Genomic DNA, 26,614 nt, shown 5'->3' on the forward strand with positions numbered 1-26,614 from the left:
CTACGTTACCCGGTGGTTTCCGCTATGTCAAACCGGCTTACACCGCTTTGTCACGCTTCAACCCATTTATCCGGGCACCACGATCGAGCCGGCTTTCGCCGTTCCGTTCGTGGTTTCGGCAGGCCAGCCGCTGCGGTCTCCCGCTAGCGCGCCTGGGGCCCTGCCGGTCGTCAACCATACCCGGTCGGTTTCGCCCCGCCAAATCCGCCTCTCGACGAGTCTGGGGGCACCACCCGGTTCGGACAACGTGGCGACTGACGCCCGGTCCGAAAGGTCCACCTGCGCTCCGGCCTGAGGTCTTCGACCTGTTTCGTCCGTTCCGCGCTGGCAGAGAGAAAGTTACGCGCCCGGCGGATTGATCGTCAAATCCGCCGGGCGCGTCCCGCGTCACACCTGCCGGCCCGCGATCAGGAGCCGACCTCCACCCCGGCGAAGGACCGCTTGCCCCGCCGCAGCACGAGGTACCTGCCGTGCAGCAGATCCGCCGGAGAGACCACGGCGTCGGCAGCGACGACGCGGGTGTTGTTCACGTAGGCGCCACCCTCAGCGATCACCCTCCGCGCCTCCTTCATGCTGGGCACCAGGCCGGACTCCTTGAACAGGGCGGCCACCTCCGGGAGTTCGTCGAGGCGTACCAGGCCGGCCTCGGTGAGCGCGGCGCGCAGCGTCACCACGGACAGGTCGTCCAGAGATCCCCGGCCGAACAGTGCCTGACTGGCGGTGACCACCTGGGCCATCTCACGCTCGCCGTGCACGAGGGTGGTCAGTTCCTCGGCGAGAGCCCGCTGAGCGGCCCGGGACGCCGGCCGCTCGGCGGTCTCCTTCTCCAGCTCCTCCAGCTCCTCCCGGGAACGGAAGCTGAAGTAGCGCAGGTAGCGGCCCACGTCCCGATCGTCGACGTTGATCCAGAACTGGTAGAAGGCGTACGGGCTGGTCATCTCGGGATCGAGCCAGATCGCGCCGCCCTCGGTCTTGCCGAACTTCGAGCCGTCCGACTTGGTCACCAGCGGGGTGGTGAACGCCTGGACCGGCCCGAGTCCGCGCCGTCGGACGTAGTCGACACCAGCGGTGATGTTGCCCCACTGGTCCGAGCCACCGAACTGGAGTTGGCAGCCGTACCGCCGGTGCAGCTCGAAGAAGTCGTTGGCCTGGAGCAGCTGGTAGCTGAACTCGGTGAAGCTGATGCCACTCTCCAGCCGGGCCCGGACCACCTCACGAGCCAGCATCCGGTTGACCGGGAAGTGCTTGCCCACGTCACGCAGGAACTCCACCACCGACATCTCGCCGGTCCAGTCCAGGTTGTTGACCAGACGGGCGGCGTGGTCGCCGGTGTACGACACGAACGGTGCGAGCTGGTCGCGGATCCGCTGGACCCAGCTCGCCACCACCTCCGGCGGGTTGAGGGTCCGTTCCGCGCTCTCCTTCGGGTCGCCGATCTGCCCGGTCGCGCCTCCGACCAGCAGCAGCGGCCGGTGCCCGGCGAGTTGGAGGCGACGGGCGGTGGCGACCTGCATCAGGTGGCCGACGTGCAGGCTCGGCGCGGTCGGGTCGAAGCCGACGTAGTAGGTGGTACCCGGGCCGTCGAGCAGCGCACGCAACTCGTCCGGGTCGGTGGAGTCCTGGAGCAGGCCCCTCCAGCGCAGGTCATCGGTCAGGGAGTCCCGCCGGGCCGGCGGGAGATTGCGGTCGGTCACGGTCACCGATTCTCCCCCATCGGCCCGGTCCTGCCCTACCGGGTTCCGGCGGCAGCCACCGCCACTAGGCTGGCGAGTCCAAGATCGTGGAGGTGGCCGTGGACGTGTCGAAGATGTCGGGTGGCTTCTTCGCCCTGCTCGGGCTGGAGTTGGACGAGATCAGCGAGGACCGGGTCACGATCCGCTGGCGGGTCCGCCCGGAGCTGCACCAGCCGTACGGCATCCTGCACGGCGGGGTCCACTGCGCGGTGGTGGAGACGGTGGCGAGCCTGGGCGCCGGTATCTGGCTGGGTGAGCGCGGGCGGGTGGTCGGGGTGTCCAACCAGACCGACTTCCTGCGGGCCGTCGGCGAGGGTGAGTTGATCGCGGTCGGCACCCCTGTGCACCGGGGGCGCAGCCAGCAGTTGTGGCAGGTGGAGATCACCGACGCGGACCGGCGGCTGGTCGCCCGTGGCCAGGTCCGCCTACAGAACCTCTATCCGGCCGCCGGCTGACAAGGCCCGTAGGCAGGCAAGGCCCGCGCTGAAGACGGTTTCGGGTAGATAGCGGCTTTCGCAGCGTTATCGTCGCGTCGATGACCCAGCCCGCACCGCCGCCGTGAGGAAGCTCCTCGCCGCCACGCTCGGCATCCTGTCCGCGGTCGGCGGCTTCGTCGACATCGGCGACCTGGTCGCCGCCGGTCAGGCCGGTGCCCGCTTCGGCATGGCGCACACCTGGGTGCTGCTGCTCGGGGTGGTCGCCATCTGCGCGTACGCGGAAATGGCCGGACGGATCGCGGCGGTGACCGGCCGGGCGGTGTTCGACCTGGTCCGGGAGCGGCTCGGTGCCCGGATGGCACTCATCAACCTGGTGGCGTCGTACCTGGTCACAGTGATCACTTTGGCCGCCGAGCTGGGCGGGGTGGCGCTGGCGTTGCGGCTGGCCACCGGGGTGCCCTACCTGCTCTGGGTCCCGGTTGCCGGGATCGCGGTCTGGCTGGTGCTCTGGCGGATGCGGTTCCCGGTGATGGAACGGGTCTTCGGGCTGGCCGGGCTCACCCTGGTGGTCTTCGCCATCGCCCTGTTCTGGCTACCCACCGACTGGGCGGCGCTCGGCCGCAGCGCGGTGGCACCCGACGACTCCGGTCAGGGGTGGGGGGCGTACTGGTTCGTCGCGGTCGCGCTGTTCGCCTCGACGGTCAGCCCGTACGAGGTCTTCTTCTTCTCCTCGGGTGGGGTCGAGGAGCGGTGGAGCGCTGACGACCTGGCCGACGCCCGTTTCAGCGTCCTTGTCGGTTTTCCGATCGGCGGATTCCTCGCCCTGTCGCTTATCGCCACGGCGGCCGTGGTGCTGCACCCCGCCGGCCTGTCGGTGGACAGTCTCGACCAGGTCGCGCATCCGGTGGTGCTGGCCTTCGGCGCGGCCGGCCTGGCCGTGGCGGCACTTGCGTTCTTCGCGGTCACCTTCGGCGCCGCGCTGGAGACCGGCCTGTCCGCCGCGTACGCCGCGGCGCAGTACTTCGGCTGGCAGTGGGGCAAACGGGTGAGCCCGCGCGAGGCGGCCCGCTTCCACACGGTGCTGCTGGTCAGCGTGCTGCTCGGGGTGCTGATGCTGCTCACCACCGTCGACCCGGTGACCCTCACCGAATACATGCTGATCATCAGTGCGGTGGCGTTGCCGCTTACCTACCTGCCGATCCTGGTGGTCGCCAACGACCGCACCTACCTGGGCGACCGGGTGAACGGCCGAGCACTCAACCTGCTGGGAGCGGTGCTGCTGCTGATCATTCTCGCCGCCTCGATCGTCGCCGTACCGCTGGCGATCGGTACGAGGATGGGACAGTGAGGATCCAGGTCAGCCAGGAGCTGCTCGACCGACAGCTCGTCGACCGTGACGGGCGGCTGGTCGGCAAGGTCGATGACGTGGAGTTCGCGTTCGGCGCGGACGGGGTGCCGTACCTGCGGTCGTTGCTCAGCGGGCCGGGCGCGCTCGGGCAGCGGGTCGGCGGTCGGCTGGGGCGGATGCTGGTGCTGACCGCCGAGCGGTTCGTCACGGACCGGCCGCTGGCGCCGCTGCGCATCCCGTACGCGCTCGTCGAGCGGGTCGACAGTGCGGTGTGGCTGCGGGTGAGCGCCGACGAGCTGCCCGCCTCGCCGGTGGAGCAGTGGTTACGCCGGAACCTGATCGACCGGATTCCGGGGGCCGGCCGTGCGAGCGGGTGAGATGCTCGGCCGGACCGCGTACGACCACCAGGGCCGCCGGTTGGGTCGGGTGGTGGACCTGGTGCTGCGCGGCCCCGCCGACGGCCCGCTGCGGCTGGCCGACCTGGTCGTCACCCGGCACTGGTACGGCCGGTTGAGCGGGCGACTGATCGGGCCGCAACGTCACCCGTCGGGCCCGTGGGCGATCCGCGCGCTGGCCCGGCTGCTCGGCCGAAGCACCTGGCAGGTGCCGGTGCACCAGGTACGGCTGGAGCCACCGCTGCCCGAGCCGCCCGGTCCGGGTCGGGCCGCACCGAGCTGACTCAGCGCCTGCCGGAGCAGGCCGGGCCGGCTGCGCCAGTCCCCGGCGGGGCCCGGCAGGCTGCCGACCCGCTCTCAGCGCCGGCTGCCGTCCAGCACCGACGGGGCGTCGGTAGGCGTGTTCGCCGCGCCGTCCGGCGGGGGCTCGGAGTCGTCGGTGCCCGTCGGCGCGGCGGTGTCGGGTGCGTCCGGGTCGGTGGACGCCCCCGTGCGACGCAGCCGGACACCGGAGACCGCCCGGTCGTCGGCGAGGGTCACCTCCAGCCGCCATCCGTCGACGGTGAGATGCTCCCCGGCGGTGGGTATCCGGCCGAGACCGGCCAGCACCAGGCCGGCCACGGTGGTGTAGTCGCCGTCTGGCCGGCCGGGCAGGTCCACCCCGATGTCGGGTAGGTCGTGGATGGGGAAGGTGCCCGGCAGCAGCAGCGCACCGTCGGCCTCGGTGCGTACCTCACTGACATCCCGGTCGGTCTCGTCGTAGATCTCCCCGACGATCTCCTCGAGGATGTCTTCCAGGGTGACGATGCCCTCGACGGCACCGCGCTCGTCGACGACCAGGGCCATGTGCTGACGTTCGGCCTTGAACCGGCGCAGCGCGTCGACCACAGGTACCGAGTCCGGCAGCAGCATCGGTGGACGGGCGTACTCGTCGACCGGCTGGTCGTCACCGACACCGACCAGGTCGCGCAGGTGGATGACGCCCACCGAGTCGTCAAGTCCGCCGTGGCGTACCACGGGCGCGCGGGAGTGCCCGGAGGCGGCAAGCACGAGGCGGGCGGCCTCGGCCGTGGTGCCGCTGTCCAGGCAGAAGACCTGCAACCTCGGCACCAGCACCGCCCGGAGCCGTCGCTCGGCGATCTCCACAGCACCGGCGATGATGGTCTGCTGTTCCTTGGTGAAGCCGTGGTGGCCGGCCACGATGTCGCGCAGCTCGTCCGGGCTGATCTCGTCCCGTTCGGGCTTCGGGTCCAGCCCGAACAGCCGTACCACCAGGTCGCTTGTGGCGCCGAGCACCCAGACGACAGGCCGGGTGAGGGCGGCGAGCAGATCCACTGGACGGGCCACGAGCAGCGCCCACTGCTCCGGGACCTGCATGGCGATCCGCTTCGGGGCCAGCTCTCCGAAGACCAGGGTGACGAAGGTCAGCACCAGGGTGACAAGCACCACGGAAACCGGACCGGCGGCCCGGCCGACGACGCCCTCCAGCAGCGGAACCAGCGGCCGGGCCAGCGACACCGCGGCGGCGGCCGAGGCGAGGAACCCGGCCAGGGTGATGCCGATCTGGATGGTGGCCAGAAAGCGGTTCGGGTCACGGGCCAGTCGGGCCAGCACCCGGCCGGTACGCCCGGTGCGTTCCAGCCGTTGGACCTGGCTGTCGCGTAGCGACACCAGCGCCAGCTCGCTGCCCGCGAAGATCGCGTTCACCACGATCAGGACTGCGACCAGGGCCAGCTGGCTCCAGTAGCTCTGCACGCCTGGTTCTCCCTCGCTGGACCGCGCCCCGGGGCGCCGCCGGTGGTGGCCCCGCCGGCGTAGCGGTGCCTATGCCCACTCACTCCGACGGTGAATCATCGCCCTGCCGGGGCGGGCCGGGACCACCGACCCGCTCAGCTCTGGGGCAGCGCCGGTGCCGGCAGGTCCAGCACGTACGACTCCCCCGCCCGGCGGAACCCGAGGCGGTGGTAGTACGGGGCGATCATGCCGGGTGGGCTGACCACCTGACGGAACCCACGGTCGGTGAACAGGCTGCTGCGCCGGTAGACGAACTCGCCGGGGGTGAAGTCACGGAACGGCGGGGTGACGTAGTCCAGGTCGACCTGGGCCACCCCGTCGCCGACGTCGCGGACCAGCACCACACCGACGACCTCGTCGGCGCGTACCACGAGGAAGGCCGATCGGCCGGCCAGCCGGTCCGGCCGGAAGCCCGGGTTGAACCGGGCGATGTCGGCGGCGTGCACCCGCAGCGTGTGGGCCAGGAACGCGTCGTCGGCACCCACCTCGACAACCTGGTACGTCTGCTCGTCGTGGCGGGTGGTGAGCAGCCGCCGCAGGTACCAGATGTTGATCACGGCCAGCACCACGTTCAGCCCGACCATGGGCCAGACCGGGATCGTCGCGTTGTAGCCGATCAGCACGGCGCAGCCGACCAGGTTGAGGGCGCGCAGCCGCAGGATGCGCGTCTGCAGCAGTGACCACACGAGCAACGCGGAGCCGGCCCAGCCGACCAGTTCCAGCCAGTTCACCCCGCGAGAGTAGTCGCCGCCCTGGTCAGCGCGGGTGTCAGGGGGCGGGTCACGCTCGGCTGGCGGACCACGCCGGCCGGATCACGCCGGCAGTTCCAGGACGTACTCGTCGATCTCGTGACCGCGCCCCGGGGCGTACGCCCGCTCGGTGCTCCGGACGACGAAGCCGCAGCGGCGCAGCACCGTCAGCGACGCGGCGTTGTCGGTGGCCGTCCGCGCGTACAGCGGCCGGCGGGTGACCTCCCGCAGCAGCGCGGTCAGGGCGCGGGTGGCGTACCCACGGCCCCAGTGCGCCCTGTCGATCCAGTAGCTGACCTCGATGTCGTCGCCGGACGGGAAGGCCAGCACGTGTCCGACCACAGCGCCGTCGACGGTCACCGTGCGGGACAGGTTCTCCGGGCCGGTGAGGATGCGGACCCAGTGCGCGGCGAACGCCCGCCGGTCCGTCGGGTCCTCGGCGCCGAAGGCGGCCATCCGACTGGCCTCGGGGTCGAGCTGGTGAACGAAGAACTCCACCAGGTCGTCCTCGCGCACGGGGCGTAGCCGCAGGTCGTCGGTCACCGGCCGACCATACGCGCCCCGGGTGGGGACCACCGGCCCGGTCCGGATCGGCTTTCGGCCCTGCCCCTGCGGGCAGCGGCGTTGCTACCAACGAGGAAGAGGCATCGACGGCGAAGTGGAGGCCGGGTCATGACCAGGTACGTGTACGACTTCATCGAGGGCGGCCGGGGCAAGGCCGACCTGCTCGGCGGCAAGGGCGCCAACCTCGCCGAGATGACCCGGCTCGGGTTGCCGGTGCCGCCCGGGTTCACCGTCAGCACCGACGCGTGCCGGGCCTACCTCGCCGACATGGCGGTGCCCGACGGACTGTTCGACGAGGTGAACGCCCACCTGCGGGAGATCGAGGTGCGGCTGGGCCGGCGGCTCGGCGACCCGGTTGAGCCGCTGCTGCTGGCCGTCCGTTCCGGCGGGCGGTACTCGATGCCCGGGATGATGGAGACGATCCTCGACATCGGGCTCAACGACGCCACGGTGACCGGGCTGGCCCGAATCAGCGGGGACGAGCGGTTCGCCTGGGACTCGTACCGACGGCTGATCCAGATGTTCGGTCGGACGGTGCACGGAGTGCCGGCCGTCGAGTTCGACCGGGAGCTGGACGCGTTGCTGGCCACCGCCGGGCCGGACGGCCCCACGGCGGAGCAGTTGCACGGACTTGTCGAGACGTACAAGAAGGTGTTCGCCGACCGGGTCGGTCACGACTTCCCGCAGGCCCCGCACGAGCAGTTGTATCTGGCGATCCGGGCGGTCTTCGAGTCGTGGAACGCGTCCCGGGCGGTGCTCTACCGACGCCGCGAACACATTCCCGACGACCTGGGCACCGCCGTCAACGTGATGGCGATGGTCTTCGGCAACCTGGGCCCGGACTCGGGTACCGGGGTGGCGTTCACCCGTGATCCGGCCACCGGCGCACCCGGCGTGTACGGCGACTACCTGTCCGACGCCCAGGGCGAGGACGTGGTGGCCGGGGTCCGCAACACGGTGGGGCTGGACGAGCTGTCCCGGATCGATCCGGCCAGCTACCGGCGGCTGACCGGGATCATGACGACGTTGGAGCGGCACTACCGGGACCTGTGCGACGTGGAGTTCACCATCGAGCGGGGCCGGTTGTGGATGTTGCAGACCCGGGTCGGCAAGCGCACCCCGGCGGCGGCGTTCGTGATCGCCGCGCAACTGGCCGACGAGGGTCTGATCAGCTGGGACGAGGCGTTGACCCGGGTCAGCGGGGCGCAGTTGGCCAAGCTGATGTTCCCCACCTTCGACCCGGAGGCGACGCCGGAACCGTTGGCCGCCGGCGTCGGCGCCTCACCCGGGGCCGCCGCCGGTCGGGTGGTCTTCGACAGCGCCGCGGCCATCGCGACGGACGGACCGGTGATCCTGGTCCGTCGGGAGACCAACCCGGACGACCTGCCCGGCATGATCGCCGCCGCCGGGATCCTGACCGCCCGGGGTGGCAAGACCTCGCACGCCGCGGTGGTCGCCCGGGGCATGGGACGCATCTGCGTGTGCGGGGCGGAGGCGCTGGAGATCGACCCGGAACGCGGCGAGTTCCACGTCGACGGGCGGACGGTCCGGGCCGGTGACCTGATCTCCATCGACGGCACCACCGGCCGGATCTATCTCGGTGAGGTGCCGGTGCGTCCGTCCCCGGTGACCCGCTACCTCGCCGGTGAGCTGGCATCGGAGTCCGACCGGCTGGTGTCGGCCGTGGATCGGCTGCTGCGGCACGCCGACTCGGTGCGGCGGCTCGGCGTACGCGCCAACGCCGACACCCCCGCCGACGCGGTGCGGGCCCGGGCGCTCGGCGCGACGGGTGTCGGTCTGTGCCGTACCGAGCACATGTTCCTCGGCGCCCGCCGGACGCTCGTGGAGCGGCTGATCCTGGCCGACGGACTGGACGAGGTCCACGCCGCGTTGGCGGAGCTGCTGCCGTTGCAGCGGGAGGATTTCGTCGCGATCCTCGCCGCGATGGACGGCCTGCCGGTCACCATCCGGCTGCTCGACCCGCCGCTGCACGAGTTCCTGCCCCCGTTGCCCGAGTTGGCCGCGCGGGTGGCCCGGGCGGAGGCGCTCGGGCAGGACCCGGGCCGCGACGCGGTGCTGCTGGCCGCCGTCCGCCGGATGCAGGAGAGCAACCCGATGCTGGGCCTGCGTGGGGTCCGGTTGGGTCTGGTGGTGCCGGGCCTGTTCGCGATGCAGGTCCGGGCCGTGGCGGAGGCGGCGGCGCGGCGAGTGGCCGAGGGTGGCGACCCGCGCCCGGAGATCATGGTGCCGCTTGTCGTCGACGCGCACGAGCTGGCCGTGGTGCGCGCCGAGGTGGCCGATGTCCTGGCCACCGTGCCCGGTGCGCCGCCCATCCCGGTCGGCACGATGGTCGAGACACCACGTGCCGCGCTGACCGCCGGTGCGATCGCGGGCGAGGCGGAGTTCTTCTCCCTCGGCACCAACGACCTGACCCAGACCACCTGGGCGTTCTCCCGGGACGACGGGGAGGGCTCGTTCCTCGGTGACTACCTGGAACGGGGCATCGTCGAGGCGTCGCCGTTCGAGACCGTCGACGTCGCCGGGGTGGGCCGGCTGGTCCGCCTGGCGGTGGCCGAGGGTCGGGCGGCGCGTCCCGAGCTGACCGTGGGCGTCTGCGGTGAGCACGGCGGTGACCCGGAGTCGGTGGAGTTCTTCGCCGAGGCCGGCCTCGACTACGTCTCCTGCTCGCCGTACCGGGTGCCGATCGCCCGGTTGGCCGCCGGGCGGGCCGCGGTGGCCCGCGACTGCGCCGGCTCCGACGCCCGATAGGAGGTACCCGAGATGACCGCGATCTTCAATGCCACCGGGCCGGTTCCGTTGGTCCCGCACCGACCCGCCCCGGAAGGGGCACCGCAGCCGGTGGCACCGCAGCCGGTGGCACCGCTGCCGGTCGGGCCGGTGCTGGAGCTGCCCGGCGCGCCGCCTGCCGCACTGGTGCCGGTGATCCGCGACGGGCGCCCGGTCGGTGTGTTCGTCGCCACCGGCGGACGCGTCCGCTACCGGCCGCTGCCCGACCCGGACCGCCTCCTGGCCGCCACCGCCGGGGTGCTGGCTGTCGGCCTGGTCACCGCCGGTGTCACGGCGCTGGGCCGGCGGCGACCGCCAGCGGTCGGCCGGCTGAGCATGGGACCGGGCGGCTGGGTCAGCTTCCGGGGCGTACGCGCTCCGGCTCCCCGGGCCGCTCGTCCCTGGTGGGCCCGGCTGTTGCGGGCCCGTCGGCTGGTCGTCCAACGGTGAGGTGACGCCGGGTGATGGTGCCGCCGCTGATCGGACGGAGGCGGCACCATCACCGACGGTGCTCGGATCACGACCCGGCCCGCACCGGCCGGCAGGGCCGTTGGTCCCGGTCCGTGCGGGCGGATCGCCCCTGCCGGACGCCGCCGCCCTCGGCGAGGCTGAGGTCGGAGGGCGTACCGCTGGGGCACGCCTGGGGCACAGGGCGGAGCGGACGGTGGCCGGACAGGTCCAGGTCGCGGACGGGGACGTACGCAGGGACAGCACCGTGGCGGCGGCAAGCGGAACCGGGCTCAGCTCGACCGAGGCCGCCCGGCGGCTGCGGGTCGACGGGCCGAACGCCGCCGCGGCACCACCCCGCCGGCACCTGGCCAGCCGGATCGGGCATCAGCTCACCGATCCCCTTGTCGCGTTGCTGCTCGCCGCCGCTGTGGTCACCACCGTGCTGCGGGACTACCCCGACACCGCGGTGATCCTGCTGGTGGTCGCGGTCAACACGGCCATCGGCGTGGTGCAGGAGGTACGCGCCGACCGGGCCATCGCCGCCCTCGACCAGCTCGCCGCACCGACCGCCCGGGTGGTCCGCGACGGCCGTGACGCGGTACTGCCCGCTGCCGACCTGGTCCGGGGCGACCTGGTTCGAGTCGAGGCCGGTGACGTGGTCCCGGCCGACCTGCTGCTGCACGACGCGAACCGGCTGCACCTGGACGAGTCGGCGTTGACAGGCGAGTCGGTGCCGGTGTCCCGTGCGGCGGGCGAGGAGGCCAGCGCCGGCACCGTGGTCACCACCGGCCGGGCCGCCGGCACGGTGGTGCGTACCGGCGCGGCGAGTGCGCTGGGTCGCATCGCCACCCTGGCGGCCACCACCCGGCCGGCGGCGACCCCGCTGCAACGCCGGCTCGCCTCGCTCGGGCGGATCCTCGGACTCGCCGCCGTGGCGCTGTCCGGGCTGGTCTTCGTCGTCGGCGTGCTCAGCGGCAGGTCCCTCGTGGACATGGCGGTGACCGCGGTGAGCCTGGTGGTCGCCGCGGTACCGGAGTCGCTGCCCGCGGTGGTGACGCTGGCCCTCGCGCTCGGCGCACGCCGGATGGCCGCGGCCCGGGCGATCCCCCGCCGGCTGCACGCGGTGGAGACGCTCGGCTCGGTCACCGTGATCGCCTCGGACAAGACCGGCACCCTCACCGAGGGACGGATGGCCGTGCAGTCGGCGGTCACCGGCGACGGCTCCCGGTTCGGGGTCACCGGCAGCGGGTACGCCCCGGACGGCACCGTGCACCGCGACGGCGCGCCGGTGACCGTGTCGGACGAGCTGCGCCGGCTGGCCCGGGCGGGGTTGCTCTGCAACGACGCGACCCTCGCCCCGCCGACCGAGCAGCGGCCCCGCTGGGCCGCGGTGGGCGATCCGCTGGAGGCCGCCCTGGTGGCCTTCGCCGCCCGCTGCGGCCTGGACCCGCAGACCACCCGCAACGCCTGGCCCCGCGTCGCCGAGCACCCCTTCGACCAGCAGCTACGCCGGATGACCACGGTTCACCGTTCCTGTGACCGCCGCTACCTGGTGGTGTGCAAGGGCGCCCCGGAGAACGTGCTCACCACGCCGCTGCTCGACGCCGACCCCGACGAGGTGGCCGCCCTCACCGCCGCCGCGCACCGGATGGCCGGCGACGGACTGCGGGTGCTGGCGCTGGCCGCCGCTCTGGTGGACAGCCCGCCGGCCGACCCCGCCCACCCCGAAGGGCTGCGCCCGGTGGGTCTGGTCGCCGTCGGTGACCCGCTGCGCGCCGGAGCGCCGGGAATCGCCGACGGCTTCGCCGACGCGGGTGTCCGGCTCGTGCTGGTCACCGGGGACCATCCGGCGACCGCGGCGGCCATCGCCGGCCAGCTGGGCCTGTGGGCCGAGGGCGACCCGGTGGTACGCGGCGACGACGGCGATCCCGCCGAGGCTCCCCCGGCGGCCCGGGTGTTCGCCCGTACGCAGCCGGAGCAGAAGCTCGACATCATCGCCGGGTTGCAGTCCCGGGGGCATGTGGTGGCGATGACCGGCGACGGGGTCAACGACGCTCCGGCGTTGCGTCGGGCCGACATCGGGGTGGCCATGGGTGGCGGTACGGAGGTGGCCCGTCAGGCGGCCGACCTGGTGCTCGTCGACGACGACCTGTCCACTGTCGCCACCGCGATCGGTGAGGGCCGCCGGATCTACGACAACATCCGCAGGTTCCTGCGCTACGCCCTCTCCGGTGGGGTGGCCGAGATCGCGGTGATGCTGCTCGGGCCGTTGTTCGGCCTGCCCGTGCCGCTGTTGCCGGCGCAGATCCTCTGGATCAATCTGCTCACCCACGGGGTGCCCGGGGTGGCGCTCGGCGCCGAACCGGCCGAGCCGGGCGCCCTGCGCCGGGTGCCCCGCTCGCCGCAGGAGTCGGTGCTCGGCGCGGGGCTGGGCCGACAGATCCTGGTCGGCGGCGCGTTGATCGCCGCGGTGACCCTGGGCGCCGGCGTGCTCGCCGCCCACTGGGACCGGCCGTGGCAGTCGGTGATCTTCATGGTGCTCGGCCTGGCCCAGCTCGGGGTCGCCCTGGCGGTCCGCGCGCCACGACCGCCCGGGCAACGGCGGGGCAATCTGGCGCTGCCGCTCGCGGTCGCCGTGTCCGCGCTGCTCCAGCTGGCCGGGGTGCTGCTCCCGCAGCTGCGGGAGCTGCTCGGCACCGAGGCACTCGGCCTCACCGACCTGCTGGCCTGCGGCGCGGTCAGCGTCCTGCCCGGCCTGGTGCTGCGGCTGACTCGGCCTGCGCCGGACACCGATCTGTCCACCTTTGGGCCGTCAGTGAGCGAGGCTGACAGCGGAGTCGAGAAGGAGATGTGATGACCAGCAACACCGGCACCCCCGTCGTGGTGGGCGTGGACGGTTCGGAGGTCGCCCTGCACGCGGTGCGCGTCGCCGCGCGGGAGGCGGCGTACCGGCACCGTCCGCTGCGGATCGTGCACGCCTTCATCTGGCCCCTGATGCGGGTGCCGTTGGGCCCCGCGCCGGGCGCGCCGGCCGACGGCGGACTGCGCAACCAGGCCGAGCGGTACCTCGCCGAAGCCGTCGCCGAGGCCGGCAAGGTGGCCCCGGAGGTGGCGGTGACAGGTGCGGTGGTCGACGGGGCGGCGAGCACCGTCCTGCTCGCCGAGGCCCGGGACGCGGCGTTGCTCGTGCTCGGCAACCGGGGGCTGGGCGGCTTCGCCGGGCTGCTGCTCGGCTCGGTGGCCGTGCAGGTCAGCGCGCACGCGGACGGCCCGGTGCTTGTGGTGCGGGGCGAATCGCGGGCGGACGGGCCGGTGGTGGTCGGCGTCGACGGCTCGGAGCTGTCCCAGGAGGCGGTCCGGTTCGCCTTCGAGGAGGCGGCGTGGCGCGGCACCGAACTGGTCGCGGTGCACGCCTGGCTCTATCCGACCCCGGCCGGTCCCGGTGACATCCTGCCCCTGGTCTACGACCTGGACGCCTACCGGGACGAGGAGGAGCGCACTCTCGCCGAGGCGGTGGCCGGCTGGTCCGAGCGGTATCCGGAGGTGCCGGTGCGGCGGCGGTTGGTGCGCGGGTCCCCCGGCCGGGCGATCGTGGAGGAGTCCCGTACCGCCCAGCTGGTGGTGGTGGGCGCGCGGGGCCGCGGCGCGTTGGGCGGGCTGCTGCTCGGCTCGGTCAGTCACGCCGTGCTGCACCACGCCCACTCCCCGCTGGCGATCGTCCGCAAGCTGCGTACGGTCGAGGGGAACTGACAGGTGGTGTGTCGACGCGTCCCGGCGCCGGGGCGCGTCGACAATTGACGCTTACCGACCCATGGAGAGACGATGAATCGACCTGTCGTGGTGGGGGTGGACGGATCACCGCCGAGCCTGGTGGCCGCGGAGCACGCGGCACAGGAGGCGGTGTGGCGGTCCCGGCCGCTGCACCTGGTGCACGGCTACCTGCACCCGCTCGGCTACGGCGTGCCGATCAACCCGTACGAGGTGGGCGTCCCGGCGGCCTCGGAGGACGGCCGCAAGATGCTCGAACAGACCGCCGCGGAGTTGGTCGACAGGTGGCCGGGCCTGACGGTCGAGGTGCGTCAGGTGGCCGGCGGGCCGGGCGCGACGCTTGTCGAGGAGTCCCGTCGGGCGGAGCTGGTGGTGGTGGGCAGCCGGGGCCTCGGCGGCTTCGCCGGGCTGCTGCTCGGCTCGGTCGGCACCCAGGTCGCCGCGCACGGCCACTGCCCGGTGCTGGTGATCCGCCCGCCCGACCGTCCGCTCCCCACCGAGGGTCCGGTGCTTGTCGGTGTGGACGGTTCGGAGGCGGCAGAGCTCGCCGTCGGCTACGGCGCCGAGGAGGCCGGCCGGCGCGGCGGCCCGCTGGTGCTGGTGCACGTCGCCGACGAGGGTGACGACGGCGGGGAGGCGGCGGCCCTGCTCGCCACCGCCGGTGCGGCGGCGCGGGGCAGCCACCCGGGACTGACCGTGGAGGAACGGGTGATCGTCGCGTCCAAGCCGGACCAGGCGCTGATCGAGGCGACCGCAACCGCGGCGCTCGTGGTGGCCGGGTCGCGCGGTCGGGGTGGCTTCGCCGGGTTGCTGCTCGGCTCGGTCAGTCAGGCGCTTGTGCACCACGCCCGTTGTCCGGTGTTCATCGCCCACCCGTACCAGCCAGAGCAGTGACCACCGCTCGACCGGGTCGCCGTCGGCGCGGCGGCCCGGTCGGGCCAGGTGCGGGTCAGGCGTCCTGACCCCGGAGCAGTTGATCGAAGCTGGTGGTGAGGGCGAACGGGTCGGCGGGCCCGCTGGACGGCGCGCTGCGCCGCACCAGCTCGGCCAGTTCCCGACCGGCGCGACCGATCCGGGCGCTCAACGCACCGTCGACAGCGCCGCCGGACCAGTCCTCCGGCGCGGCGAAGACAGCTGTCGGTGCCACCACCGCCCGCAGGTAGGTGAACATCGGCCGGAGCGCGTGCTCCAGCGCCAGGGAGTGGCGTGCGGTGCCGCCTGTCGCGCCGATCAGCACCGCGCGGCCGCCCAGCGTGTCGGCGTCCAGCAGGTCGAAGAAGGACTTGAACAGCCCGTTGTACGAGGCGTTGAAGATCGGACTGACGGCGATCAGCCCGTCGGCGGCGGTGACCTCGTCCAGTACCTGCTTCAGTGGCTCCGACGGAAAGCCGGTGAGCAGGTGGTTGACGATGTCGTGGGCGTGTTCGCGCAGCTCGACCGGGCGCAGGGCGACCTGCTCGCCGTGCCGGACCAGCTCGTCGCGGGTGGCGGCGGCGAGCTGGTCGGCGAGCAGTCGGGTCGACGAGGGCTGGCTGAGCCCGGCCGAGACCACGGCGATGGTACGGGTGGTCATCGGGCGGCCTCCGGTGCCCGGCCGGTGACGTCGTCGACGGCGTGGACGGTGCTGTCGCTGCCGGCGGCGGCCCGCAGCGAGGCGTGGGTCGGCGCCAGCGGCACGTGCGAAGGTCGCAGCGACTCGAACTCCTTGCGCAGCACCGGGACGACCTCCTCGCCGAGCAGGTCGAGCTGCTCCAGGACGGTCTTCAACGGCAGCCCGGCGTGGTCGACGAGGAACAGCTGCCGCTGGTAGTCACCCACGTAGTCGCGGAAGCTGAGGGTACGGTCGATGACCTGCTGCGGGCTGCCCACGGTCAGCGGGGTCTGCGCGGTGAACTCCTCAAGCGAGGGACCGTGGCCGTAGACCGGCGCGTTGTCGAAGTACGGGCGGAACTCGCGCACCGCGTCCTGGGAGTTGCGGCGCATGAACACCTGGCCGCCGAGTCCCACGATCGCCTGGTCGGCCGAGCCGTGGCCGTAGTGCTCGAAGCGCTGCCGGTACAGCCCGACCATCCGCCGGGTGTGCTCGGCGGGCCAGAAGATGTGGTTGGCGAAGAACCCGTCGCCGTAGTAGGCGGCCTGCTCGGCGATCTCGGGGCTGCGGATGGAGCCGTGCCACACGAACGGCGGTACGCCGTCGAGCGGGCGCGGCGTCGAGGTGAACGACTGCAACGGGGTGCGGAACTTTCCCTTCCAGTCGACCACGTCCTCGCGCCACAGCCGACGCAGCAGGTCGTAGTTCTCGATCGCGAGGGGGATGCCGTTACGGATGTCCTGGCCGAACCACGGGTAGACCGGTCCGGTGTTGCCCCGGCCCATCATCAGGTCGACCCGGCCGTCGGCGAGGTGCTGCAGCATCGCGTAGTCCTCGGCGATCTTCACCGGGTCGTTCGTGGTGATCAGCGTGGTCGCGGTGGAGAGCAGCAGCCGCTCGGTACGGGCGGCTATCCAGCCCAGCATGGTGGTCGGCGAGGAGGGCACGAACGGCGGGTTGTGGTGCTCGCCGGTGGCGAAGACGTCGAGACCGACCTCCTCGGCCTTCAGCGCGATGGTGACCATCGCCTTGATCCGCTCGGCCTCGGTGGGCTCCCGGCCGTTCGTCGGGTCGACCGTGACGTCGCCGACGGTGAAGACTCCGAACTGCATGACCGCTCCCTCGTGTCGTCCGACCGGGGCAGGCTGACCCCGACGCCCCCGACAACATATTTGACGAGTCAACTATTCCGCGAGCCCGCCTCGTACCAGTGTCCCCCGTCACGCCCGTCCCACCCCGGCGGGCGACACTCAGCTTCGCCGTCGTGGCACGTGCCGCCGGTACGGGCTGACCGTGGGGTCGCCGGTGATCCAGAAGCGCCAGGGCACGTCGTGCGCGGCGGCCACGCCGACGCGTGGGCCGGCGGAGACCTCCGACGGGGTGACCGGGCGGGTCGGCGGCGTCAGCAGCAGCGGCCCGGTCCCGTCGACCACGCTGGTGCCGTTCGCCGCCGCGTCGACGCCGAGCGCGACCACCAGCCGGGCAGGGCCCCGGGCCAGGTCGCGATCGGGCACCTTCCCGCGCCGCTTCCGGGCGAGGTCCAGGCCGTCGACCACCTCACCGGCGCGCAGCAGGACCGCCGCCGCCTCCCCCTCGGCGCCGCAGACGACGTTCAGGCACCAGTGCATGCCAAAGACGAAGTACGTGTACGCGTGGCCGGCCGGCCCGAACATCACTGTCGTCCGAGGCGTGGGGCCCCGATGCGCGTGCGACGCGGGATCCACCCCGGTTCCCGCGTACGCCTCGACCTCGGTCAGCCGGATCCGAACCCCGCCGGCCAGGATCTCCCAGCCCAGCAGGGTCCGAGCGGTGTGCGCAACCTCAGCGGCGGCAGCATCGAGCCAAGGAAAGTCCACAGGTTCAGATAACCCGGCCCGAGCCGGAGCGGCAAACCAGCCACCCGACTTTGCCGACTGCCGCCATTCCCAGGCGAAACTACACGCAGAGTTACCGAACGAGCGTGCCAGAGTTGTTTTCGGCACACCCTCGAATTCCTCGCCCAGCGTGCCAGCATCGTGACTTTTCGCTGTTCATGCAGGTGGAGATAGTGATCATTGATCTCCAGGAACTTTGTGGACACTGCGCCATCAACATCAGGGCCCTCACCACAGATAGTGATTGACGGGGTTTGAGGGGACGAGGGGAAAAGATGATCGAGACGCTGCCGGAGCCGCTCTCCGGTTATGGAGCGACGGCTCTGGTACTGACCATCGCCGCGACGGCCGCCGGCCTGGCCCGCGCCTACGTGGCCCATCGGACACGGCTGCACGAGGAACGCGAGACCTCGACACGCACCGCTGCCCGGCTGGCCGGGCTGGTCGAGTTGTCGGCCGACCGCGAGGTCGTCCGAATCGTGGAGCGTGACCGCGACGGGCATCGTGAGGTGGAACTGAGCAGCCGCGTGATGCCGCGTCGCGACGATGCCAGGGAGGCCGCGTGACCGGGGTCGAGGGCACCGCTGCCCTGACCCCGGAACCGGCGGACCAGGAGGCTACGCGCAAGGCGGAGGCTGCGCGCCGTAAAGCCGAGGATGATCAGCAGTTCGCCGCCTTCGTGGAGGCTTCGTACCACCAGGTGGAGCGCGCCCTCAGCGCGAAGTGCCGGGACCGTGGGCTGGTCGAGGACGCGCTCAACGAGGCCTACCTTTTCGGTCAGATCAAGTGGTCGACGCTCCGCGACCATGTCAACCCGGCCGCCTGGGTGGTCACCACCGCGCGATACAAGATCATGAAGGCGGAGCAGAGTCGGCGGCGGGAAACCGCAGTGGCACCGGACGAGTTGCCACCGTCGACGCCGCAGCCGGACATCGCCGATGTGTGGACGGCGCAGGAGGCGCTGCGCACCTGGCTGCATCAGCTTCCACGGCGGCATGCCGAGGTGTTCCAGATGGACCACGACGGTTTCTCCACCCAGGAGATCGCCCACATCCTCGGGCTGACCAAGAGCAGCGTCCGTTGGTACCGGGCCGCCGCGAAGAAGCGGCTGCGTGAACTGGCCGAGGAGGCCGGCTACACGGACTCGGAAGGCCGCCGGCGTCCGGGAGGCAGCCATGGATCTCGATGACATTCTGGCACTGGCCCGGACCCGCCAGCCCAGTTCCTTGGAGCGCGCTCGCGCCCGCCGCTTCGCGCGAGCCGTCCAGAGCCAGTACGACCTGTCGCGCGCCGAGGGGTACGAGATCATCGTCGACACCGATCTCGTCGACCCACTGGCCACAGAGGTCGACGAGGCGACCCGCGTCGCGCGCGCCGCCCAGTTGGCAAAGCTGGGAACGATCATCTGGACACCCCTTGGCAAGGTCGCGGGCTCCGGGCGCCTCACCTGGTCGGACGAAATGGCGATGATCTTCGGACACGCACCGGGCACACTGCGGCTCACCCTCAGAACGCTTGGCAAACTCGTGCATCCTGATGACCTGCCTACGGTGCGCGAGGTGATCCGGACGGTATGGCGGCAGAAGCGTCCCGACGAGATCATCTTCCGGGTGGTGCAGCCGAGCGGCAGTGTCCGCCATGTGCACTGCCACCTCGAGATAGTCGAAACCGCAGGACGGCCTTCGGGCCTGATCGCCACCGGCGAGGACGTCACCGCGCTTGAAGTGGCCCGACAGGAGCGACGGCGACGGACCATCCGCAGCCAGATGCTCGCTGCCGACCGCTACCCGCAGGACATCCTGACCGGACTCCCGACCCGCAGCTACCTGACCGACGAGGTGGATCGTGCCCGGCGCACAACCGCTGGCGCCCTCATCGTCGTGGCGACCGAACCCGCCACCCGGTCGCCCGCCACACTCGGCGACGAGGACCGCGACGAGTTGACGGCATCCGTCGCCCAGTTGCTGCGCACCATCGTCGGAGATCAGATGACCTGCGGAGTGGTAGGTCCGGGTCTGTGGGGCGTCCTGCTGACCCCGGTCGACGAGGACTCCGACGCCGCCGAGACGTTGGCCACCCAGATCATCGAGAGATTCCGAAGCCACCTGTTCGGCATCCGGCAACGAACGTCGCGGCTCAACACCTGGGCGGGCGTGGTGCATTTCCACGGCGGCGTCCAGGCCAGCGGATCGGATCTGCTCATCGACGGCGAGCACGCGGCTCATGACGCGCGCACCCAGGGCACCCCGATCACCGTTCTCGACAAACCCGTTCTGGACGCGGACCGCACCGAAAGATGCCGGGCCCGGATTCGCCGGGCGGTCGCCGCCGACCGGTTCGCCCTCTTCGCCCAGCCGATCGTCGACCTCCGTCTCAATCAGGTCACCCGACACGAGATCCTGCTACGCGTACCCAGTGAGACCGGCGAGTTGGTCGCTCCGACGCCCTTCCTCGACGTGGCCGAGCGGGTGGGCGAGATCCTGGCGGTGGACAAGTGGGTCGTCGACCACGCCCTGGAACTGATCGGTCGGGGCACCCAGACCTCCCACTACCAGGTCAACATCTCCGGCAAGTCGCTGGCTGATCCCGGCCTGCTCAGCTACGTGACCGAGGCGATTCACCGGCATCGGGTCAGGCCCGAATGCCTGACCTTCGAAATCACCGAAACCGCACTCATCGAGAACCGCAACGAAGCCATGGACTTCGCCACCGGCATCAGGGAGATCGGCTGTGGTCTCGCCCTCGACGATTTCGGCACGGGGTACGCCAACCTTGCCCAGCTGAAGTATCTCCCGGTCGATCTCGTCAAGATCGACGGGATGTTCGTCGCGGAACTCCGCCGGTCACCAGCGAACCAGGCCATCGTGTCGAGCCTGGTCAATCTAGGGCACGCCCTGGGGATTCAGGTTGCCGCCGAACACGTCCAGGACGACGAGTCCATCGAACTGCTGAGGGACTGCGGGGTCGACTTCGCACAGGGCTACCGGACCGGCAGACCCGAACCGATAGCCGTGAGCCCGGAGCAGCAGGTACGGAGTATCGAGTTCGTGTTCCGAGTTCCACCGCAATGCACCGCGCTGGGCTGACCCCAAATCTCCCTCGACACCTGAGCCCGGCGTGGGCAGGGTCAGGAGAGTGCGAATTGCCGGAGTTTCGCCCCGCCTTACACGGGTAGTCCGGGGGACCGGCGACGCCGGTCGATGAACAGGGTCTCGGAGTCAGGGAGTGCGTCATGTCCGATCAGCGGCCCACCATCATCCTGGTGCACGGCGCGTTCGCCGAGTCGGCGAGCTGGAACGGTGTGATCGAGCGGCTCGGCGGCTACGACGTGGTGGCCGCCGCCAACCCGCTGCGCAGCCTCCCCGGCGACGCCGCGTACCTGATGGACGTGATGCGAGGGGTGGGCGGGCCGGTCATCCTGGTCGGCCATTCGTACGGTGGCATGGTGATCACGCAGGCGGCGGGCGACAACCCGTCGGTGCGGGCGCTGGTGTACGTGAACGCCTTCGCCCCGGACACCGGCGAGTCCGCGCTGTCGCTGTCCGGGCAGTTCCCGGGCAGCACCCTCGCCGACACGCTCGTGCAGTACCCGGTGTCGACAGGCGGCAACGAGGTCGCGATCGGCCAGGACGCCTACCACAGGCAGTTCGCCGCGGACGCGTCCGCCGACGCCGCCGCACTCATGGCACGGACCCAGCGACCGGTCACCGAGCAGGCGCTGAACGACGGCCTCACCGGCGACCCGGCCTGGCGGTCGCTGCCCAGCTGGTTCGTATTCGGCGACGCCGACATGAACATCCCGGTCGCCGCGCACCGGTTCATGGCCGAGCGGGCCAAACCGCAGGGCCAGCGGGAACTCCCCGGCGGCTCGCACGCGATGGCGGTGGCCCGGCCCAGCGAGGTCGCCGAGACCATCATCGAGGCGGTCCGGGGGGTCGGCGGCTGACCGGCCATCCCGACAGCAGCTTCGGGGAAACTGTCGCCTCAGCGTGCCCGGAGGCGACAATTTCCCCGAAACTGCACGAGAAACCGCGAAGGGGTACGGGTCAGCGGGGGACGACGGGGTCGGCGGACCATTCGCGCCAGGTGACCAGCTGGTCGGCGGCGGTGGCTAGTTGGTCGGCCACCGGGCCGGGGCCCGTGGAGCCGGGGGTGATCCGGGCCGCCAGCGCTGAGCGGACCGAGAGCACGTCGCGTACGCCCGGGTCGAGGTGCTCGCTGACGGTGGCCAGGTCGGCGTCGGAGACCTCGTCGAGGGCGCAATCCCGGGCCGCGCAGAGCGCCACCAGCCTGCCGGTGATCTCGTGCGCGTCGCGGAACGGCACGCCCTTGCGGACCAGCCAGTCGGCGACCTCGGTGGCCAGCGAGAAGCCCACAGGCGCGGCGGCGACCAGCCGGTCGACGCGTACCGTCATCGTGGAGATCATCCCGGCGAGCGCCGGCAGCAGCAGCTCCAGGGTGTCCACCGCGTCGAAGGCCGGCTCCTTGTCCTCCTGCATGTCCCGGTCGTACGTCATCGGCAGGCCCTTGAGCATGGTCAGCACCGCGACCAACCCACCGACCAGCCGACCCGACTTGCCCCGGGCCAGCTCGGCGATGTCCGCGTTCTTCTTCTGCGGCATGATCGACGAACCGGTGGCGAAGGCGTCGTCAAGCTCCACCCAGCCGAACTCCTGCGACGTCCAGAGCACCACCTCCTCACCGAGCCGGGACAGGTGCACCCCGATCATCGCGGTGACGAAGAGGAACTCGGCGACGAAGTCCCGGTCGGCTACCGCGTCCATCGAGTTGGCGAAGGACGTCCGGAAACCCAGCTCCTTGGAGACCGCCACCGGGTCCAGCGGCAGCCCGGAACCGGCGAGCGCCCCCGCGCCGAGCGGGCTGACCGCGGCCCGGTGGTCCCAGTCGCGGAGCCGCTCCAGGTCCCGCAGCAACGGCTGCACGTGGGCGAGCAGCCAGTGGCCGAAGGTCACCGGCTGGGCGTGTTGCAGGTGCGTCATGCCGGGTGCGGCGGTGTCCACGTGCCGCCCGGCCTGCTCGACAAGCGCCTCGGCCAGCTCGACCAGCCGCGCCGCCACGCCCCGCGCGTGGTCGCGCAGGTAGAGCCGCAGGTCGGTGGCGACCTGGTCGTTGCGAGACCGGCCGGCGCGCAGCTTGCCACCGAGGCTGCCGAGCCGTTCCAGCAACCCGCGTTCCAGGGCGGTGTGCACATCCTCGTCGTCGACAGTGGGCCGGAAGGCGCCCGACGCGCAGGCGGCCTCCAGGTCGTCGAGGGCGGCCAGGATCCGGCCCAGTTCATCCGGGTCGAGCAGGCCGGCACCGGCCAGCACCCGGGCGTGCGCCCGGGACCCGGCGATGTCGTACGGGGCCAGCCGCCAGTCGAACTGCACGCTCACCGACAGGCGGGCGAGAGCCTCCGACGGGCCGCCGGCGAACCGACCTCCCCACAGGCTCGTCCGATTGGCCGCTGCGCTGTTCTCGGTCAGGCTCTTGTCATCCACCCGGTCAATTGTGGTCCCCACGATCAGCAGGCTCCCAACCGGGCACCCGGGTCCGACGCAACCTCGCTCATGCCGTACCGCTCCCTTCGGCGCTGTCGTCCCGACGGGCCCAGCCGGCGAGTCGTTCACCGAGCGCGGCGCCACCGTCAGCGGCGCGCGCCACGACGAAGATGGTGTCGTCGCCGGCGATGGTGCCGACGACCTCCGACAGGCCCGCCCGATCCAGGGCGCTGGCCAGATAGTGGGCGGCACCCGGCGGGGTACGCAGGACCGCGATGTTGCCGCTGGAGTCGACCTCGTTGAGCAGCTCGCGCAGCAGCCGCACCAGGCGGGCCGGAGCCGCCTCGGCGTCGCGCAGCGGACGGTGCCCGTCCTCGGGAATGACGTAGACGGCTCGGCCGTCACCGCCCCGGGCGGTGACCGCGCCGAGTTCCTTGAGGTCCCGGGAGAGGGTTGCCTGAGTGACCTGGACACCCTCGTCGCCGAGCAGCTCGGCCAGCTCGGTCTGCGACCGGACCGCCCGGTCGCGGATCAGCTCGACGATGCGGGCGTGCCGGGCGCCACGGGTGAGTGGTGCGGTCATCTGGACTCTCCCTGGAGAAGAAACGTCAGCAGCGCCTTCTGGGCGTGCAGCCGATTCTCCGCCTGGTCGAAGACGGCACTGCGCGGGCCGTCGAGCACCTCGTCGGTGATCTCCTCGCCGCGGTGCGCCGGCAGGCAGTGCAGCACGATGGCGTCCGGCCCGGCGTGCCCGAGCAGCGCCTTGTTGACCTGGTACGGCAGGAACGGGGTGCTGCGGTCCAGCCCGTCCCCCTCCTGACCCATCGAGGTCCAGGTGTCGGTGGCCACCACGTCGGCCTCGCGGACGGCGGCGACCGGGTCGGTGAGCACCCGGACCGAACCGCCGGTGCCGGCGGCGATCGCCTCGGCGCGGGTCACCACGTCCGGGTCGGGATGGAAGCCGGCCGGACCGGCCACCCGCACGTGCATCCCGGCGGTCGCGCCGGCCAGCAGATACGAGTGGGACATGTTGTTCGCCGCGTCCCCGACATAGGCGAGCGTCCGCCCGGCAACGCCGCCGCACCACTCGCGGACGGTGAGCAGGTCCGCGAGCAGCTGGCACGGGTGGAAGCCGTCGGTGAGCGCGTTGACCACCGGCACTGTGGCTCCGGCGGCCACCTCCGCGATCCGGTCGTCGCCATGGGTACGCAACACGATCGCGGCCACGTAGCGGGACAGCACCCGACCGGCGTCGCCGAGCGACTCGCCCCGCCCGAAGTGCGTGACCTGGGTGTCCACCACGAGGGGGTGACCACCGAGTTCGGCGATGCCCGCGTCGAAGGAAATCCGGGTACGCAGGCTCTGCTTGTCGAAGAGCACCGCCACCGAGCGCGGCCCGGCCAACGGCGTGAACCCGAAGCGGTCGGCCTTCATCCGGGCGGCCAGATCCAGCACCGCGGCCTGCTCGGCCGGGGACAGGTCGTCGTCGCGCAGGAAGTGCCGGGTCATGCGGAAGCCTCCGTCGGCGTCGGGATCGGGCTGCGGGACGGCGGTTCCTGGTCGACGCGATCCGGGGCTGCCGTCGACGCGGCCAGGGCGGCCGGCAGCGCCGCCAGGAAGGCGTCGGCCTGGGCGGCCGTGAGGATCAGGGGCGGTGCCAGGCGGATCACGTCGGGCTGGATCGGGTTGACCAGGAAACCCGCGTCGCGCAGCGCCCCGGCGAGGGCGGCGGAGACCGGTGCCGTCAGGGTGACGCCGAGCAGCAGCCCCGCACCGCGTACGCCGCCCACGAGCGGATGACCGAGGGACTCGATCCCCCGACGCAGCCGCTCGCCGATCCGCTTGACGTGGTCGAGCAGCCCTTCGCTGGCAATCGTGGAGATCACCGCCAGGGCCGCGGCGCAGCTCACCGGGTTGCCACCGAACGTACTGCCGTGCGAACCAGGACCGAGCAGGTCGGCGGCCGGACCGAAGCCCAGGGTGGCACCGATGGGCAGCCCACCGCCGAGCCCCTTGGCCAGGGTCACCACGTCCGGCTCGACGCCGTCGGCCTGGTGGGCGAACCAGTGCCCGGTCCGACCCACCCCGGTCTGCACCTCGTCGAGCACCAGCAGCACGCCGTGCCGGGCGGTGATCCGCCGGGCCTCGGCGAGGTAGCCGGCGGGCGGGACCACCACACCGTTCTCACCCTGGATCGGTTCCAGGATCACCATGGCCGTGGCGTCGGTCACCGCCGCGGCCAGAGCGGCCACGTCGCCGTACGGGACGTGGGTGACCTCGCCCGGCAGTGGACGGAACGGGTCGGCCTTGGCCGGCTGGCCGGTCAACGCCAGAGCGCCCATGGTGCGGCCGTGGAAGCCGCCGACAGCGGCCACCACATGGGTCCGGCCGGTACGCCGGGAAAGCTTGAACGCCGCCTCGTTGGCCTCGGCCCCCGAGTTGGCGAAGAACACCCGCCCCGGCCGGCCGGCCAGTGCCAGCAGCAACTCGGCAAGCGCCACCGGCGGCTCGGAGACGTACAGATTGGAGACATGGCCGAGCGTGGCGACCTGCTTCGACACGGCCGCCACCACCGCCGGGTGGGCGTGGCCGAGAGAGTTGACAGCGATGCCGCCGAGCAGATCGACATACTCCCGGCCGGCCTCGTCGACCACGACGGCGCCGGAACCGGCCACCAACGCCAGCGGCGGCGTGCCGTAGTTGTCCATCATCGACTGCCGCCACCGGCTGACCAGAGCGCTCATGAGGGAATCACCATCGTTCCGAACCCTTCCGAGGTGAACACTTCCAGCAGGGTGGAATGGGCGACCCGACCGTCCACGACATGTGCGGCCGGCACTCCCCCGTTGACGGCCCGCAGGCACGCCTCCATCTTCGGCACCATGCCCGACTCCAGCGACGGCAGCAGCTTCGCCAGCTCCTCCGTGCTGATCTCGCTGACCAGGCTGGACGTGTCGGGCCAATCGGCGTACAGGCCGGGCACGTCGGTGAGCACGACAAGCTTGCGCGCCCGCAGGGCGACCGCGAGCGCGGCGGCGGCGGTGTCCGCGTTCAGGTTGTGCAGCACCCCGTCCACGTCCGGCGCCACCGTGGAGATCACCGGGATCCGGCCGGCCGCGATCAGGTCGTCCACCGCCGAGACGTCCACCGACTCGACATCGCCGACCTGGCCGACGTCGACCGGCTGCCCGTCGACGTACGCGGACCGCCGCACCGCCGTGAACAGGCCGGCGTCCTCGCCGGAAAGCCCCACCGCGAACGGACCGTGCGCGTTGATCAACCCGACCAGTTCCCGGCCCACCTGGCCGACGAGCACCATCCGGACCACGTCCATCGCCTCCGGCGTGGTCACCCGCAGGCCGCCCCGGAACTCACTGTCGATCCCCAGCCGACCGAGCATGGCCGAGATCTGCGGTCCGCCGCCGTGCACCACCACCGGCTTGAGCCCCACGTACCGCAGGAACACCATGTCGGCGGCGAAGGCCCGCTGCAACTCCGGATCGACCATGGCGTTGCCGCCATACTTGATCACAACCGTGGAGCCGGAGAAGCGGGCCAGCCACGGCAGCGCCTCGATGAGCGTTTCGGCCTTGACCTGGGCGCGGGTCAGATCGGAGTTCAGG

At 71.8% G+C, this 26,614-nt stretch carries 25 protein-coding genes; 13 read left to right on the plus strand and 12 right to left on the minus strand.

What is annotated here, in order from left to right; all coding sequences use genetic code 11:
* Positions 1 to 407 precede the first annotated feature (407 nt).
* Positions 408 to 1,700, minus strand: coding sequence for a tyrosine--tRNA ligase (gene tyrS, locus Van01_RS16680; RefSeq protein ID WP_373306267.1), 1,293 nt, complete (start codon positions 1,698 to 1,700; stop codon positions 408 to 410).
* 107 nt (positions 1,701 to 1,807) lie between these two features.
* Here tyrS and Van01_RS16685 point away from each other — a divergent pair, with 107 nt between their 5' ends.
* The 4 genes from Van01_RS16685 to Van01_RS16700 all read left to right on the plus strand — a co-directional run bounded on the left by Van01_RS16685 (position 1,808) and on the right by Van01_RS16700 (position 4,196).
* On the plus strand, positions 1,808 to 2,188 hold the full coding sequence (locus tag Van01_RS16685) for a PaaI family thioesterase (protein ID WP_204008033.1): 381 nt from the start codon (positions 1,808 to 1,810) through the stop codon (positions 2,186 to 2,188).
* A 103-nt stretch (positions 2,189 to 2,291) separates the two neighbouring features.
* Positions 2,292 to 3,518: an NRAMP family divalent metal transporter gene (locus tag Van01_RS16690; protein WP_204007980.1), complete on the plus strand. Its 1,227-nt coding sequence runs from the start codon at positions 2,292 to 2,294 to the stop codon at positions 3,516 to 3,518.
* The gene (locus Van01_RS16695; RefSeq protein ID WP_204007982.1) at positions 3,515 to 3,895 is read left to right on the plus strand and encodes a hypothetical protein; all 381 of its coding nucleotides are present in this window, start codon (positions 3,515 to 3,517) and stop codon (positions 3,893 to 3,895) included. The genes Van01_RS16690 and Van01_RS16695 overlap by 4 nt, the downstream gene beginning before the upstream one ends.
* Positions 3,882 to 4,196 carry a PRC-barrel domain containing protein gene (locus tag Van01_RS16700; protein WP_204007989.1) on the plus strand — a complete coding sequence of 105 codons (315 nt, stop codon included), beginning with the start codon at positions 3,882 to 3,884 and terminating at the stop codon, positions 4,194 to 4,196. Before Van01_RS16695 ends, Van01_RS16700 begins: the two co-directional genes overlap by 14 nt.
* A gap of 74 nt (positions 4,197 to 4,270) precedes the next feature.
* Here the strand turns inward: Van01_RS16700 and Van01_RS16705 are convergent, their stop codons facing one another.
* From Van01_RS16705 to Van01_RS16715, 3 genes are all read right to left on the minus strand, one after another.
* On the minus strand, positions 4,271 to 5,668 hold the full coding sequence (locus Van01_RS16705) for a hemolysin family protein (protein WP_204007991.1): 1,398 nt from the start codon (positions 5,666 to 5,668) through the stop codon (positions 4,271 to 4,273).
* A gap of 134 nt (positions 5,669 to 5,802) precedes the next feature.
* A complete protein-coding gene (locus tag Van01_RS16710) occupies positions 5,803 to 6,438 on the minus strand; it encodes a hypothetical protein (RefSeq protein ID WP_099846438.1) in 636 nt (211 codons plus the stop codon).
* An 81-nt stretch (positions 6,439 to 6,519) separates the two neighbouring features.
* The gene (locus Van01_RS16715) at positions 6,520 to 6,999 is read right to left on the minus strand and encodes a GNAT family N-acetyltransferase (protein ID WP_204007993.1); all 480 of its coding nucleotides are present in this window, start codon (positions 6,997 to 6,999) and stop codon (positions 6,520 to 6,522) included.
* Between the two features lie 129 nt (positions 7,000 to 7,128).
* Between Van01_RS16715 and ppdK the strand changes: the two genes are divergently transcribed.
* The 5 genes from ppdK (at position 7,129) to Van01_RS16740 (ending at position 14,919) form a co-directional block, all read left to right on the plus strand.
* On the plus strand, positions 7,129 to 9,789 hold the full coding sequence (ppdK, locus tag Van01_RS16720; RefSeq protein WP_204007995.1) for a pyruvate, phosphate dikinase: 2,661 nt from the start codon (positions 7,129 to 7,131) through the stop codon (positions 9,787 to 9,789).
* A gap of 12 nt (positions 9,790 to 9,801) precedes the next feature.
* Positions 9,802 to 10,257, plus strand: coding sequence for a hypothetical protein (locus Van01_RS16725; protein WP_204007997.1), 456 nt, complete (start codon positions 9,802 to 9,804; stop codon positions 10,255 to 10,257).
* Positions 10,258 to 10,471: 214 nt separating this feature from the next.
* On the plus strand, positions 10,472 to 13,111 hold the full coding sequence (locus tag Van01_RS16730) for a cation-translocating P-type ATPase (protein WP_204007999.1): 2,640 nt from the start codon (positions 10,472 to 10,474) through the stop codon (positions 13,109 to 13,111).
* On the plus strand, positions 13,111 to 14,007 hold the full coding sequence (locus Van01_RS16735) for a universal stress protein (RefSeq protein WP_204008001.1): 897 nt from the start codon (positions 13,111 to 13,113) through the stop codon (positions 14,005 to 14,007). Before Van01_RS16730 ends, Van01_RS16735 begins: the two co-directional genes overlap by 1 nt.
* Positions 14,008 to 14,079: 72 nt before the next feature.
* A complete protein-coding gene (locus Van01_RS16740; protein ID WP_204008003.1) occupies positions 14,080 to 14,919 on the plus strand; it encodes a universal stress protein in 840 nt (279 codons plus the stop codon).
* Positions 14,920 to 14,974: 55 nt separating this feature from the next.
* Here the strand turns inward: Van01_RS16740 and Van01_RS16745 are convergent, their stop codons facing one another.
* The 3 genes from Van01_RS16745 to Van01_RS16755 all read right to left on the minus strand — a co-directional run bounded on the left by Van01_RS16745 (position 14,975) and on the right by Van01_RS16755 (position 17,472).
* On the minus strand, positions 14,975 to 15,598 hold the full coding sequence (locus tag Van01_RS16745; RefSeq protein ID WP_204008005.1) for an FMN reductase: 624 nt from the start codon (positions 15,596 to 15,598) through the stop codon (positions 14,975 to 14,977).
* Complete coding sequence (locus Van01_RS16750) at positions 15,595 to 16,728, minus strand: LLM class flavin-dependent oxidoreductase (RefSeq protein WP_204008007.1); 1,134 nt, start codon at positions 16,726 to 16,728, stop codon at positions 15,595 to 15,597. The genes Van01_RS16745 and Van01_RS16750 overlap by 4 nt, the downstream gene beginning before the upstream one ends.
* Positions 16,729 to 16,866: 138 nt before the next feature.
* Positions 16,867 to 17,472, minus strand: a complete 606-nt coding sequence (locus Van01_RS16755; protein WP_204008009.1) for a DNA-3-methyladenine glycosylase — start codon at positions 17,470 to 17,472, stop codon at positions 16,867 to 16,869.
* Between the two features lie 293 nt (positions 17,473 to 17,765).
* Between Van01_RS16755 and Van01_RS16760 the strand changes: the two genes are divergently transcribed.
* The 4 genes from Van01_RS16760 (at position 17,766) to Van01_RS16775 (ending at position 21,436) form a co-directional block, all read left to right on the plus strand.
* Positions 17,766 to 18,056: a hypothetical protein gene (locus tag Van01_RS16760; protein WP_204008011.1), complete on the plus strand. Its 291-nt coding sequence runs from the start codon at positions 17,766 to 17,768 to the stop codon at positions 18,054 to 18,056.
* Positions 18,053 to 18,679, plus strand: a complete 627-nt coding sequence (locus Van01_RS16765; protein WP_204008013.1) for an RNA polymerase sigma factor — start codon at positions 18,053 to 18,055, stop codon at positions 18,677 to 18,679. The genes Van01_RS16760 and Van01_RS16765 overlap by 4 nt, the downstream gene beginning before the upstream one ends.
* Complete coding sequence (locus tag Van01_RS16770) at positions 18,666 to 20,576, plus strand: EAL domain-containing protein (protein ID WP_204008021.1); 1,911 nt, start codon at positions 18,666 to 18,668, stop codon at positions 20,574 to 20,576. Before Van01_RS16765 ends, Van01_RS16770 begins: the two co-directional genes overlap by 14 nt.
* Before the next feature lie 146 nt (positions 20,577 to 20,722).
* A complete protein-coding gene (locus tag Van01_RS16775) occupies positions 20,723 to 21,436 on the plus strand; it encodes an alpha/beta fold hydrolase (protein ID WP_204008023.1) in 714 nt (237 codons plus the stop codon).
* Positions 21,437 to 21,536: 100 nt separating this feature from the next.
* Here Van01_RS16775 and argH read toward each other — a convergent pair whose 3' ends face one another.
* Genes argH through argB form a run of 5 tightly spaced genes read right to left on the minus strand, consistent with a single transcriptional unit; the run spans position 21,537 to position 26,613 of the window.
* Positions 21,537 to 23,000, minus strand: a complete 1,464-nt coding sequence (gene argH / locus Van01_RS16780) for an argininosuccinate lyase (protein WP_204008035.1) — start codon at positions 22,998 to 23,000, stop codon at positions 21,537 to 21,539.
* Positions 23,001 to 23,058: 58 nt separating this feature from the next.
* Positions 23,059 to 23,574: an arginine repressor gene (locus tag Van01_RS16785; RefSeq protein ID WP_199172358.1), complete on the minus strand. Its 516-nt coding sequence runs from the start codon at positions 23,572 to 23,574 to the stop codon at positions 23,059 to 23,061.
* Complete coding sequence (gene argF / locus Van01_RS16790) at positions 23,571 to 24,500, minus strand: ornithine carbamoyltransferase (RefSeq protein WP_204008025.1); 930 nt, start codon at positions 24,498 to 24,500, stop codon at positions 23,571 to 23,573. Before argF ends, Van01_RS16785 begins: the two co-directional genes overlap by 4 nt.
* Positions 24,497 to 25,735: an acetylornithine transaminase gene (locus Van01_RS16795; protein ID WP_204008027.1), complete on the minus strand. Its 1,239-nt coding sequence runs from the start codon at positions 25,733 to 25,735 to the stop codon at positions 24,497 to 24,499. The genes argF and Van01_RS16795 overlap by 4 nt, the downstream gene beginning before the upstream one ends.
* Positions 25,732 to 26,613: an acetylglutamate kinase gene (argB, locus tag Van01_RS16800; protein WP_204008029.1), complete on the minus strand. Its 882-nt coding sequence runs from the start codon at positions 26,611 to 26,613 to the stop codon at positions 25,732 to 25,734. The genes Van01_RS16795 and argB overlap by 4 nt, the downstream gene beginning before the upstream one ends.
* Between the last annotated feature and the right edge of the window lies 1 nt (position 26,614).

It is taken from the genome of Micromonospora andamanensis, from assembly GCF_016863495.1.
GTDB classification, from domain to species: domain Bacteria; phylum Actinomycetota; class Actinomycetes; order Mycobacteriales; family Micromonosporaceae; genus Micromonospora; species Micromonospora andamanensis.